12 protein-coding genes are annotated in these 13,533 nt (G+C 34.3%); 7 read left to right on the top strand and 5 right to left on the bottom strand.

Translation table 11 applies throughout. From position 1 onward, the window contains the following. The first annotated feature begins 38 nt into the window (after nt 1-38). Both QSV08_RS13020 and tsaB read left to right on the top strand, forming a co-directional pair. A complete protein-coding gene (locus QSV08_RS13020) occupies nt 39-1,379 on the top strand; it encodes a TolC family protein (protein WP_324023765.1) in 1,341 nt (446 codons plus the stop codon). Nucleotides 1,380-1,464: 85 nt separating this feature from the next. After that, nucleotides 1,465-2,145: a tRNA (adenosine(37)-N6)-threonylcarbamoyltransferase complex dimerization subunit type 1 TsaB gene (gene tsaB / locus QSV08_RS13015; protein ID WP_324023764.1), complete on the top strand. Its 681-nt coding sequence runs from the start codon at nt 1,465-1,467 to the stop codon at nt 2,143-2,145. Nucleotides 2,146-2,210: 65 nt separating this feature from the next. Here tsaB and QSV08_RS13010 read toward each other — a convergent pair whose 3' ends face one another. The 4 genes from QSV08_RS13010 to QSV08_RS12995 all read right to left on the bottom strand — a co-directional run bounded on the left by QSV08_RS13010 (nt 2,211) and on the right by QSV08_RS12995 (nt 6,413). Next, on the bottom strand, nt 2,211-3,035 hold the full coding sequence (locus QSV08_RS13010; RefSeq protein ID WP_324028371.1) for a mechanosensitive ion channel family protein: 825 nt from the start codon (nt 3,033-3,035) through the stop codon (nt 2,211-2,213). Nucleotides 3,036-3,111: 76 nt separating this feature from the next. Then, nucleotides 3,112-5,163, bottom strand: a complete 2,052-nt coding sequence (locus tag QSV08_RS13005; RefSeq protein WP_324023763.1) for a thioredoxin domain-containing protein — start codon at nt 5,161-5,163, stop codon at nt 3,112-3,114. Between the two features lie 66 nt (nt 5,164-5,229). Next, nucleotides 5,230-5,430, bottom strand: a complete 201-nt coding sequence (locus QSV08_RS13000) for a dodecin family protein (protein WP_027064938.1) — start codon at nt 5,428-5,430, stop codon at nt 5,230-5,232. Nucleotides 5,431-5,501: 71 nt separating this feature from the next. Further along, nucleotides 5,502-6,413 (bottom strand): NifU family protein, encoded by a 912-nt coding sequence (locus QSV08_RS12995; protein ID WP_324023762.1) that lies wholly within the window; start codon nt 6,411-6,413, stop codon nt 5,502-5,504. A 123-nt stretch (nt 6,414-6,536) separates the two neighbouring features. On the opposite strand from QSV08_RS12995, the gene QSV08_RS12990 reads away from it, so the two are divergent. Beyond that, a complete protein-coding gene (locus tag QSV08_RS12990; protein WP_324023761.1) occupies nt 6,537-7,559 on the top strand; it encodes a type IX secretion system membrane protein PorP/SprF in 1,023 nt (340 codons plus the stop codon). 37 nt (nt 7,560-7,596) lie between these two features. Here QSV08_RS12990 and QSV08_RS12985 read toward each other — a convergent pair whose 3' ends face one another. Then, nucleotides 7,597-8,790, bottom strand: coding sequence for a VWA domain-containing protein (locus QSV08_RS12985; protein ID WP_324023760.1), 1,194 nt, complete (start codon nt 8,788-8,790; stop codon nt 7,597-7,599). Nucleotides 8,791-8,993: 203 nt separating this feature from the next. On the opposite strand from QSV08_RS12985, the gene QSV08_RS12980 reads away from it, so the two are divergent. The 4 genes from QSV08_RS12980 to fabD all read left to right on the top strand — a co-directional run bounded on the left by QSV08_RS12980 (nt 8,994) and on the right by fabD (nt 13,410). Beyond that, the gene (locus tag QSV08_RS12980; protein WP_324023759.1) at nt 8,994-11,198 is read left to right on the top strand and encodes a histidine kinase; all 2,205 of its coding nucleotides are present in this window, start codon (nt 8,994-8,996) and stop codon (nt 11,196-11,198) included. After that, nucleotides 11,195-11,926, top strand: a complete 732-nt coding sequence (locus QSV08_RS12975) for a LytR/AlgR family response regulator transcription factor (protein WP_324023758.1) — start codon at nt 11,195-11,197, stop codon at nt 11,924-11,926. Before QSV08_RS12980 ends, QSV08_RS12975 begins: the two co-directional genes overlap by 4 nt. 10 nt (nt 11,927-11,936) lie before the next feature. After that, entirely contained in the window at nt 11,937-12,446 is a 510-nt protein-coding gene (locus QSV08_RS12970) for a gamma carbonic anhydrase family protein (RefSeq protein ID WP_324023757.1), read from the top strand. 76 nt (nt 12,447-12,522) lie between these two features. Next, a complete protein-coding gene (gene fabD, locus QSV08_RS12965) occupies nt 12,523-13,410 on the top strand; it encodes an ACP S-malonyltransferase (protein ID WP_324023756.1) in 888 nt (295 codons plus the stop codon). Nucleotides 13,411-13,533: the final 123 nt, after the last annotated feature.

The raw sequence follows: 13,533 nt of genomic DNA, 5'->3' as shown, positions 1-13,533 counted from the left end.
GAGCAACCTAGATATAGGTTGGTTTAAAAAAGAATAAAATGAAAGTAAAAATCACAGGATTACTACTGATATTTTCTGTTGTGCTAGGTATGGCGCAGCAAAAGAGATGGACTTTAGAAGAGTGCGTATACTATGCTGTAGAGAATAATCTGACAGTTAAGCAGTATGAGTTAGATTTAGAAAATGCCGCATTAGATAAATCTGATGCAATAGGAGCATTGTTACCAAGTTTAAATAGTTCTATAAGTGCATCTGCAAATACAGGACTTGCATTGGATCCCACTACCAATAATTTGGTGTCTGCAACGATTTTTTCAGCTTCGGGAAGTATGACTTCATCAGTTACACTTTTTGATGGTCTTCAAAATTACAATAGAATTGAAAGAGCCAAATTAACTGCGATTAGTAGTCAATATAGATTAGAGGATGGTAAGGATGATATTAAGCTAAGTGTCGCTAATGCCTATTTAAATGTTTTAGCTAATAAAGAATCTTTAAAAGTTTTTAAAGCGCAATTGGTCATTACCGAACAAGATTTAAAACGTACTAAAGATTTAGTAGATTCTGGTGTTTTGCCTAGTGGCGATTTATTACAAATAGAAGCTACTGCTGCAACGCAAGAACAGCAAATGATCAATGCTCAAAATTTAATTTTGATTTCAAAAATTAGTTTGGCGCAATTAATGAGCATTTCAGACTATGAAAATTTTGATATTGCAGAAGAAGAGTTTGATATTCCACCGTCAGATATATTGAACAATTCTGCAAAGGTTATTTTTGATAAAGCTTTAACCTTTAGAAATGACATTCAGTTTGCCTTGACAGGAGTGGAATTGGCTGAAAAGGACTTAGAGATAGCTAAGGGTGCCAAGTACCCTAGTGTAGGTGCATTTATTAATTATAATACTAGATATTCCGATCAAAATAATGATCCATTTACTGGAGAGGCAATTCCATTTAAAGATCAGCTATATATTAATGATGGTATCTCTTATGGAGCGCAAATGAACATTCCTATTTTTAACGGATGGAGTGTTAGGAACAATATAAAGCGGTCACAAATTAGTATTGATATCGCTCAAATTGAGTTTGAAAGAACAAAGTTACAGTTAGAGACTGATGTAAACCAAGCCTATGTAAATGTGACTAATTTTTTTAAAGCATTTCAAGCAGCAGAAAAAACGTTGGAGGCTAGAACTCTTGCTTATCAATATTCTAAAGAACGTTACGATGTAGGGTTGATGAATGCATTTGAGTTTAGCCAATCACAATCACTCGTTGATAATGCAGAAGCTGATTTAATACGTTCTAAGTACGACTATATATTTAGATTAAAAATATTAGAATTCTATTTCGGTATTCCTATTTCTCTAGAATAGTATAAAAGAGAATATAATTTAAGAGCCTGTAACATTTTCATGTATACAGGCTTTTTCATTTTACAGTAAGTAATACCTTTGCAACATGGGCGTAATATTAAATCTAGAAACATCATCAACAAATTGTTCGGTATGTGTTGCCAAAGACGGGGTTATCCTTTCAATGAAAGAATTAAATTCTGCAAACTATTCACATGCGGAGAAACTGCATATATTCATTGAAGAGGTAATGAAAGAGGCTTCTTTGAAAATGGAAGATTTAGAAGCTGTAGCAGTAAGTAAAGGTCCGGGTTCTTATACGGGACTCCGAATTGGTGTTTCGGCGGCAAAAGGCTTGTGTTATGCATTGGGTATCCCGTTGATTTCCATTTCTACATTGAAAAGTATGGCATCCCAAGTGAAAATTAAGAAAGATGAAGTATTAATACCTGTTTTAGATGCGAGACGCATGGAAGTATATTCATCAGTTTTTGATGCTGAACTCATTGAAATAAGAGAAACTAAAGCTGAAATAATCGATGAGTATTCTTTTCAAGACTATATCAATAAAAATCATGTTCATTTTTTAGGTAGTGGAGCGGAGAAGATAAAAGAATTATTTCCTTTAGAAACGATAACTTATCATTGTGAAATAGTACCATCAGCAAAAGAAATGGCAGCTATTTCATCTGATAAATATAATATAGGTGACTTTGAAGATGTGGCTTATTTTGAACCGTATTACTTGAAAGATTTTGTGATGCTAACCAAGAAATCGAAAGCATAAAAGTGATGTAAAATAAGAAAGCCCTTGAGTAGTCAAGGGCTTTCTTATTCGCTGTGAATTATAAATTAACTTTTCATCTGCGTAACCACTCTTTGTGGGAATGGTATTTCAATACCTGCAGCATCAAAACGATATTTTACCTCTTCTAATACAAAGAAATGCGCAGCCCAAAAATCGGTATTGTTTGCCCAAAAACGTAAGGTCAGGTTTACCGAACTATCTCCTAATTCACCTACATATACTTCTGGTGCTGGAGTCTTATGTATGGTTTCATGCTCATTGCAAATAGCTAAAAGAATTTCTTTAGCTTCTTTTATATTCGAGGTATAACCAATGCCGACATCAATTTTATCTCTTCTAGTATCCTGAGCGTTATAATTTGTTATTGTATTGTTAGATAGTTGACCATTTGGTATTATCGCAATTTGGTTACCGAAGGTGCTTACTTTGGTAGTGAATATTGAAATCTCTTTTACCGTACCGTCTACACCTTGAGCAGAGATAAAATCTCCTATTCTAAATGGTTTAAATAATAAGATTAGAACTCCACCAGCGAAATTTGCTAGTGAACCTTGTAATGCTAAACCAATAGCCAAACCTGCAGATGCTAAAATAGCAACCAAAGAACTTGTTTGTACTCCTAATTGGGTAATTACCAATACGAAGAGTATTATTTTTAAAGCTATACTGATAAAGCTCTGTAAGAATGTTTCTAGTGCTAAGTCATAGTCTTTTGTTGCGAAAAATTTACGTATCATTTTATTTATGAAACGTATAAGGTAGGTGCCGGCAATTAATAAAAATATTGCCCATAATACACTTGGTAGTACCGCCCATAGCCAGGCTATCGCATTATCTGCATGCTCTTGCAGATTCATTATTTTATCCATCATAACTTTTATTTGTTTAAACTGCTAATTCGACCAGTAACTTGTAACCTATAATTGATATGAGGCTGAATAATTGTTAAGTGATAGATGAAACGAGATCTAAAGCTTTGCTAGGTTCTTCTACGGGCATTTGACAGCTACCGTGATTACAAACGTAGATGAGCGTTTTGTTCATTACATACCTATTCATTAACAAAGGTAAGTTGCTAGTTTTAGCATTTGAAGCAGCAAATATAGCGTTTGGTAGATAGTTCTTCATGAGGGTTTTGCATATGAGTTCAAAGTTTTCACCGATAACGACCAATTCATAGAAATTCTCACTCATTAGCTGTGCTAAGTGAAGCCAATTGGCATGATTTTGCGGATTCTCAGTGATAGATGATTTCATAGTTTTCATCATTTGATGCAAACGAATATCAAAATTATCTTCAGGAAAATACTTGGAGAGTTTGTGCAGATTATGTGCCATCATTGAATTAGAAGAAGGAATAACATTATCTGCAACTTCTAGAGTCTTTCTAATAAGATTGTCTTCGTTATTAGATGTAAAAAAGAATAGTCCCGTATCAGTATCTGAGAAATTTTTAATCACATATTTTGTTAATTCTAAACTATAATCAAGCCATTTTTCATCAAATGAAACTTCATATAGCCCTATGAATGCATCAATAATAGAAGCATAATCTTCTAGAAAACCATGAATAGTGCTTTTTCCATTTTTGAAGTTGCGGTATAAACCACCATCTTCGGTGGTCATATGCTTTAAAATAAAGTTAGCATTATTAATAGCAAGGCTTAAATACTTATCGTCTTCTAAATATCTGTAAGCATCTGTAAGTCCTTTTAATGTCAACCCATTCCAAGAGGTTAAAATTTTGTCATCTAATCTTGGTTTATTTCTTTTCGCCCTTTCAATTTTTAATAAAGAAAGGCATTTAGAGATGATTTGTTGTAATTCTACTTTTGTAATAGAATGATTCATTGCAATAGCTAAAGCTTCTGAATCTCTAATCAATACATAGTTGTCGTCTTCCCAATATCCATAAGAGTTAACACTGAAGTAATCAGCAAAAACAGGGTAATCGTCTTTTAACAGTTCTTTAAGTTGGTCTTCTTGCCAAACATAAAATGCACCTTCTACTAACTTGTTATCATCAGTTAAACTATCAGCATCTAAAGAAGAATAAAATCCGTGACTTTTATCTAGTAGTTCTTCTTCTATGAAAGTGATACTTTTTTCAACGACACTTTTATAGAGCTCATTCTTGGTATTAGCATATGCATTTGCGTAAAGACTAATTAACAAGCCGTTATCATATAGCATTTTTTCGAAATGCGGTACATGCCATTTAGTGTCTACAGAGTATCTAGAGAATCCGCCGCCAACATGATCAAATATGCCGCCCCAGGCCATTCTTGTTAGAGTAGTGTTTACATATTCATTTACAGTATTGTCTTCTTTTGCGTGCGAATAGTATTGTAAAAAGTTGAGGTTGGTAGGCATCATAAATTTTGGTGCCCGTTTGTATCCTCCTAAAAAGGTGTCGAAGTATTTGGCCCAATCACTAACCATCAGATCAATTTCAGAAGCCTCCATTAAATCTTGATTTTCATTTTTAGTGATAGCATTGATTTCTTTTAACCCTGTTGCCATATTTTCGGCATACCCAATAATCTTATTAGGGTCATCAACATAAAGTTGTTGAAGTTGATTCAATACTTGTATCCATTCTTGTTTTTTAACGAAGGTTGCGCCCCAGAAAGGTCTGCCATCGGGTAGCGCAAGAATATTTAAAGGCCATCCGCCACTACCTGTCATCATTTGTAATGCATCCATATAAATATGGTCAATATCTGGTCGTTCTTCCCTGTCCACTTTAATATTTATAAAATGGGCATTCATAGTTTTGGCAACTTCTTCATCTTCAAAACATTCATGTTCCATAACGTGACACCAATGACAAGCGGCATAACCAATACTAATAAGTATTAGTTTTTGCTCTTCTTTTGCTTGTTTTAAAACTTCATCATTCCACGCTTCCCAATTAACAGGGTTATGTGCGTGCTGCAGTAAATATGGACTGCTTTCTTTAATTAGATTATTAGTATGCTTTTGTGGGGTAGGCATTGGGTGTATTTTAGTTTTAAAACAAAAAAAGCGCCATTTGGCGCTTTTAATCCTGTAAGGTAATTGTTATTTCACTTCAAAAGTGATTTTCACATTTACTCTGTAATTTTTGATTTTTCCGTCTTCAACAGTAGCACTTTGCTCGTTGATGTAAACCGACTTAATATTCTTTACTGATTTAGATGCTTCAGAAACTGCTTTTTTCGCTGCGTCTTCCCATCCGTTGTCAGAATTTGCTAATATTTCGATTACTTTTAAAACTGCCATAATTAATGATTTTTAGATTTATTTAAAGTTACAAAAATTGAAGGCAATGTTTAATTCATTTCAATGATTAATTAACCGTTAAGCGCAACTACCTCATTTACTTTGTCTCCCATCATATTTTTTAGCATCGTTTCAATACCGTTTTTCAAGGTAAAAGTTGATGATGGGCAACCACTACATGCCCCTTGTAAAATTACATTAACCGTTTTGGTTTCTGCATCGTATGATTGAAACATAATATTACCACCATCACTCGCAACGGCTGGTTTTACATATTCTTCTAAAATATCAACTATTTCTTGAGAGGTTTCATCAAGATCGATAGTGCTTTCTGCAGATACAGTTTCAGATACTTGCGCTTCTACACCAATTGCTTTTGCATTATCGGCAACAATTTCTTTGCCGTCGGCAATGAAATTTCTAATTACTTCGCGCAGTTCAATATTAATATCGTCCCATTCTGCAACTTCATACTTAGAAACAGAAACATAGTTCTCGTCAATAAACACTTGTTTTACGTACGGAAACTGAAATAGCTCCATAGCCAACTTAGAATCTCTTGCTTCATCAATGTTCTTGAATTCGAATGCCGATGCTACAATTTTCTTGCTAGCCACAAACTTCATTGTAGATGGGTTGGGTGTCACCTCAGCATAAACAGTTACCGGTACAGGTTTGTCCATGTCTTCTTCAATGACTATGGGTTCTCCTGCATTTAAATACTCAACTAGCTGTTGTGCAACTTCATCTTTTACATCTTCCCACTGAACAATATCATAACGTTCTAATCCGATGAAATCACCAGAAATGTATACCGTTTTTATAAACGGTAAATGGAATAATTGCTGAGCTAAAGGTGAGTTTTTGGCATCATCAATATTCTTGAATTCGTAATTTTTTCGTTGAACTAATATGTGATTAGTTTCGAACTTTAATATATTTGGGTTATTGGTCTTAACGACCGTAATTGAATACTCTTTCATTTCTCAGTAATTTTATGCAAAAATACAAAGGAAATCTTAGTTTGCACCTACATAATAATGTTGAGGTTAACCCGTTATACACTTTATATTAGTGAAACTAAACCTTAGTTTTAAAGTCCCAAGATGAAATACCACTTACTTCTATTGTTTACCGTACTTATGATTGGATTGAAATCTAATGCGCAAGAAGGTATTCCAGTATATTTTGATTATTTATCTGACAACTATTATTTAGTTTTTCCTTCAATGGCCGGTATTGGTCAGGGAGGTAAGATTAGAGCCACTGCAAGAAAACAATGGTTCGATGTCGATGATGCACCAAGTTTACAGACGATAAATGCTCATTTTAGATTAGGTGATTCCCCTAGTGGTATTGGTGCAATCATATTTAATGATGCTAATGGCTATCATTCTCAAACAGGATTAAAATTAACATATGCTCACCATTTAAGAATGGGCGGCGATGATGTAAGGCAGTTGAATCAACTTTCTTTCGGATTAAGCGCAACCATTTTACAAAGCAGTTTAGATGAAACTGAATTTAGGTCTGTTACACCAGACCCTGCGGTTTCAGGTATAAAATTAAGTTCGTCTTACACTAATGTTGATATCGGTATTTCATATAACTATCAAGAATTTTATACGCATTTTGCAGTTACTAATGCATTAACGGGTAGTAAGAGAAATTTATATTATAGAGATAGGCAAGATAACCCTGAAGAGTTGGTTATTGATAATATTAGACGTTTTTTAGTTTCTACGGGTTATGTTTTTGGAAGAAGTGAATGGCAGTTTGAACCATCTATCTTATTTCAAATGACTGAATTTACTAAAGAGAAAAGTTTAGATATAAATGCTAAGGTTTATAAAGATGTAGATTTTGGTCGTGTTTGGGGCGGACTCTCATATAGAAGAAGTTTTGATGGAGCACAATTTCAAGATGGAGCTTCTTTTGGTGAACAACGTTTGCAATTGGTTACTCCGATTGTTGGTGCTAATTTCAAAAACTTTATGGTCTCTTATAACTATTCTTATCAAATTGGAGATATCCGTTTTGATAATGGTGGGTTTCATCAAATTACCTTAGGTTATGATTTCGGTCAAAAAGAACGTAAGTACGATTGTTACTGCCCAGCAGCAAATTAAAAAGGTCTGCCCATAATTGAGCAGACCTGGTTTTTTATTATTCCCAACTGTAATTTTTCGTTTTGGCTTGCTTTTTTATTGCTTTAATCATAGCGTTTTCAAGCTCTCCTGATTTTTCATCTTTTTGATGTCCAGAAATATAAGCTAGTCGTTTCCTGTTATATTCTTGTATCTCTTTTTGAATTTCTTCTCTTTCATTCTTTTTGTCATCTACATACTTTTTTATCTCTTTTTCATTTTTGCCTTGTAGCTCTTCTGGTAACTCATCGTTTTCCACAGAACTTATTTCGAATTCGGCATCATCGTAGGCGTCAACCAAATCCCATTTTTTATTATTGTAAAGTCTAGAACTTTTGCTCACCGCTCTTTTCACGGCAACGGCTTCTTCCATCTCTAATGCATTATTGTCTTGTACTTCTTGTGCTATATATTTTGATTTACCCATAGACCCATAAGAAACGTACGTAGTATTCAATCTTGAATTCAGTTTTATAATGATATCGTCATAAGGTGTGTTGATATGTACTACTTCTTTATTGTGGTCTATAGCCATATATTCTCCACCCGTTAACGATGCTCCATTTTTCCAGTCGGTATTTATTCCCAATTCATAATTTCCGCAGAAAATAGTATTTACAACCACATCTTTCTCATTGGCATTTGCTAATGCAGTTCTGTAGTTATATCTACCTTGATTGAAAGGTTCGTTGCCGGCTATGAAAATCATTCGCAGTAAATCCGGATTCTTATTCCATGGTAATTGGTGTAAAGATGTTTGCAGTACTTTACCACAGTATTCTTCACCACCATTGGTAGTTAAAGAAAATAGCTTTTCTGAAATCTCGTCTAAATCGCTACTAAAACCTAATACTTGCTGAATATATCCTTCGTTAGCAGAAAGATTATCATTGCCATATTGGTATAATGCAATTTGTAAATTAGGTCTGGTGTCATTACCGCATTTTGCATAACTAAACTCATTTACAATATCCCAAAGCTGAGATTTTGCTTGGTTTATTAGTCCGTCCATACTATTGCTAGTATCTAATAACAGGGCTATTTGAACCGTGTTCGTTTCCTTAGGTTCAATTGGTTCAATTGGTTCAATTGTTTCTGTAGCCTGGGCAATCAATTCAATAGGTTTTTTCTTATTGTTAGTATTACATGCGAATATGGTAGTTAAAGTAAGAAGTGCTATGCCGAATGATCCAAGTTGCTTAATCGTTTTCATTGTTTTTTGTTTTAAATTCAATGCTAAACTAAATGCAAAGTATTTCTCTGAATAACGAGAATGAGCGAACTGTCCGTTTCACTTAGTAAAGTGGTATGTAGAGTTTGTAAACCCGTGAAATGGTTGTTTAGATTAGGGTGTTTTAAGTAATACGTATTTTTTAGTGCCACAATAATCAGCTAAGTTTACCGTAGTAATAACAGATGAAAAATTATAGTGTCTATATCGTAATATGTTTTCTTTTAGGATGGAGCGCACTTCATTCTCAAAGGCAAAACGATGCCCTAAGATTTACTTTAGAGGGTAGGGTAGAAGTTAGAAATACTGGAAAACCAATATCGGGTGTTTCTATTTCTAATGATATGGGAGACTTTGTGATTACTAATGCATTAGGGGAGTTTGAGATTAGAACTAGAATTGGTGATCAGCTAGTAATAGAACATGATGATATTGAAACCCTACGGTACGATGTACAGAAGAATGATGATGTTTTAATTTTAGTTGAAGATCTTGAATCTTCACCAATTAGCAGTCGATCTAAATCATTACCTGATATAGCTGTCAAACATCAGCAGTTATTAGATTCGGCAGAAGAGTATAAAGCTCAAGATATTGAAAGAAGTATTGACTTAGTAGCACAATCAATTTCAATTTTAGGTAAACGAGGGCGAAAGAAAGAGCTGGCAAGGTCACTTTCTAAACTCGGTGAAATCTATCAATATCACAAACAATTAGATCTGGCTATTGATAATTACGAAGATGCTTTAGAAAATAATAAGACGATTTCTACTTCTTTGCTACTAGCTAAGGCATATAACTTAACGAATAGATTTGACGAAAGCTTAGGGTTATTGAATCCGTTATTAGAAATTAAGTCTATGCCACCGCACCAAAGTGTAGTACTTTATGAATTGTTAGGTGATGCTAAAAAAGGAAATGGTAGAACACAAGAAGCTTTAGACTTGTATAATAGAGGGTTGTTGATTGCCGATAAGAATCAGATTACATCAAAAATGATTGATCTAAATTCTAAAATAGGTGATACCTATTCTTTAGGAAATCAGAATATGGAGGCTGAAGCTTATTATGATAGTTCGTTAGAACTTGCAAGTCAATCAGCACCTAAAAGAGCGTTGCAAGAGAAAGAAAAGGTTGCAGATTTTTATAACACCAAAAATAGATTCAACGAAGAGATTACTATGCGTAAAAGTAGTCTTCAAGAATTAAAAAAGCTTAATTCGCCCAACGCAGGTGTAAAGAAATTAGAATTAGGCGACACCATTACATCACAGCGTATTAACTATAAAATTGCGAATGCGTATATCTCTCAAGATAAGTACAACGAGGCTATTCCTTTTTTAGAGAAAAGTATTGTTGAAGCAGATTCAGATGATGATTTAGTGGTTCAGAAAGATGCTACTAGAAAGTTGTCTGAAGTGTATAAGGTAAAAGGTGATTTTACCAAGGCATTAGATACTTACCAAGCATATGTGGCTTTAGTAGATTCATTATATGTACGTAAAGAACAAGAAATTTCTAGAGCTACCAGATTTAATCGTGAAATTGCAAATGCAGAAAACCGACTTACAGGTTTAGAGCAAGAAAGAGAACTTTCGCAAAGTAAATATGATCTTGCGCTTACAGAGCAGGAGTTGGTGAAAGAAAGTAATAAGCGACAGCAACTGGTAATTTATTCGCTCATATTCGGACTCCTATTAACCTTGCTGGCGGCTTTTTTCTTTTATCGAAGTAACCAACAACAAAAACTGGCAAATAACTTATTGGCATTGAAATCGTTGCGGTCGCAGATGAATCCGCATTTTATTTTTAATGCGTTGAATTCGGTAAATAACTTCATTTCAAAAAGCGATGAACGTAGCGCAAATAGATATTTAAGCGATTTCTCAAAGTTGATGCGCTCTGTATTAGAAAATTCTGAGGAAGATTTTATTCCGTTGGAAAAAGAATTGCAGCAGTTAGAACTTTATATAAAACTAGAGCATTCTAGATTCGAAGATAAATTTGATTACCAGATAGCTGTTGATGAGAATGTACAGGTTAATAAGTTTCAAATTCCACCAATGTTGTTGCAGCCATATATTGAAAATGCTATTTGGCACGGATTAAGATATAGAGAAGAAAAGGGTGAATTGTTGGTGACTGTTAAAGAGAATAGTGCAGATTCTATTATAATCAGTATTACTGATAACGGTATTGGACGAAAGAAATCTGCAGAAATTAAAACTCAAAATCAGCGAAAACAAAAGTCGAAAGGAATGGGCATCATTAAAAAACGAGTTGCTATTTTAAACGATATGTATACTGATAAGGTAGCTATCAAAATTTCAGATTTACAGTCGGATGGTTCAGGAACTAAAGTCCTATTCATTTTAAAAAGAGAAAAATGAGCTTAAACGCAATTTTAGTAGAAGATGAGGCAAATAGTAGAGAGATATTAAGAAATTATATTGCTAAATATTGCCAAAGTGTAAACTTGTTAGGCGAGGCTTCATCAATTAAAGAAGCCTTGGTCTTAATTGAGAGTAACGACTTAGATCTGGTATTTTTAGATGTAGAGATGCCTTTTGGTAATGCTTTTGATTTATTGGATCAATTACCAGATAGAACTTTTGAAACTGTTTTTGTTACTGCCTATGATCATTATGCAAAAGATGCATTAAATAATCATGCCGCATATTATTTGACAAAACCTATCAATATAGATGAGTTGGTAAATGCAGTTGAATATGTAGAAGGTGTTCGTGAAAAAGAAGCAAGTTTAGAGGGTGAGGTTTTAAGCACAAAATCGAACGGAGTAGAAGGGAAGTTAACATTGCCACAGCAAGACGGATTTCAAGTATTAAATATTGCCGAAATACTGTATTGCAAGGCAGATGATAATTATACCGAAATCTACTTGTTGAATAAGAAGATTTTGGTCAGCAAAACATTGAAATATTTTGAAGATGCATTAACGGATTATCCATTTGCACGAGTACATAAATCTTTTTTAGTAAATGTAAATGAGGTGGTAAAGTACAGAAAAGGCAAAGGTGGTAGTGTGGTAATGTCCAACGGAAAAGAATTGATGGTTTCCGCATCAAAAAAGAAAGATTTTCTATCCTATTTTAATTAAAAGAATTACAATGATAAAAGCTGTTAGAGGTAAAGAACCCGTTATAGGTGAAGATTGTTTTATTGCAGAAAATGCAACCATAGTAGGTGAAGTAACTATGGGTAAGCAATGTAGTGTGTGGTTTAATGCAGTATTACGTGGTGATGTTCATTTTATTAAAATGGGCGATAAGGTTAATGTTCAAGATGGTGCCGTAATTCATTGTACCTATTTAAAATCTCCTACCACAATCGGTAATAATGTTTCTATTGGGCATAATGCTCTTGTTCATGGGTGTACCATACATGATAATGTGCTAATTGGTATGGGTAGTATTATTATGGATGATTGTGTAGTAGAAAGTAATAGTATTATTGCTGCCGGAGCTGTACTGACAAAAGGGACGCATGTGCCATCTGGGAGTATTTTTGCAGGTATGCCCGCAAAGAAAATAAAAGATATTAGTCCCGAATTAAGTTCTGGTGAAATCAATAGAATTGCCGAAGCTTATACCATGTATTCTGGCTGGTTTAAAGAATAGATGAGAATCCAAATATACAATTGGGTATGGCAGTCTATCTAAAATACGTATTTTTGACCCACCAAAACTAAAAGTTATGAACGCGTATGTTTTTCCTGGGCAAGGTGCTCAATTTGTCGGAATGGGTTTAGATCTATATGAAAAATACCCTATTGCAAAAGAGTTGTTTCTTAAAGCAAACGATATACTAGGCTTTGAGATTACTGAGGTAATGTTCAGAGGTACTGCCGAAGGATTAAAAGAAACTAAGGTAACTCAACCAGCTATATTTCTTCATTCTGTTATTCTAAGTAAAGTGATGGGAGATTCATTTAAACCAGATATGGTTGCGGGTCATTCTTTAGGTGAGTTCTCTGCCTTGGTAGCAAATAATACCTTAAGTTTTGAAGACGGATTAAAATTAGTTTCGCAACGAGCTTTGGCAATGCAAAAGGCATGTGAACTTAAACCATCGACAATGGCTGCCGTTTTAGGTTTGGAAGATGCTGTTGTAGAAAAAGTATGTGCAGAAATTTCAGGCATTGTTGTTGCTGCAAATTATAACTGTCCGGGTCAATTGGTAATTTCTGGAGAAGTATCTGCAGTAGAAGAAGCCTGTGAAAAATTAAAAGAAGCGGGAGCTAGACGTGCTTTAATGCTACCTGTTGGTGGCGCTTTTCATTCTCCATTTATGGAGCCTGCTAGAGAAGAATTAGCTGCGGCAATAGCTAATACTACATTTTCTACGCCTAGTTGCCCTATATACCAAAATGTGCCTACCACTGCGGTAAATAGTGCAGATGAAATTAAAAAGAATTTAATGCTGCAATTGACTGCGCCAGTAAAATGGACGCAAAGTGTTCAGCAAATGGTAAAAGATGGTGCTACGGTTTTTACTGAAATAGGTCCTGGTAAGGTATTACAAGGGTTGGTAAGAAAAATTGAACCTTCTGTAACTACACAAGCTCCAGAGTTAACAGACTAACCATTGTTTCCTTAATAGTACCATTTAACCTATAAATCCTTTTTTCAACTGTTTGTGAGGGGTTTACCTTGATTTTTTTGTAATATTGAGACCCTCATTTTTGGTTATGGATTTAGAACATCC

It is taken from the genome of Maribacter sp. BPC-D8 (genome assembly GCF_035207705.1).
Lineage (GTDB): Bacteria > Bacteroidota > Bacteroidia > Flavobacteriales > Flavobacteriaceae > Maribacter.
Note: the sequence above shows the minus strand (reverse complement) of the source record. Positions and strands in the feature narration are given on the sequence as shown.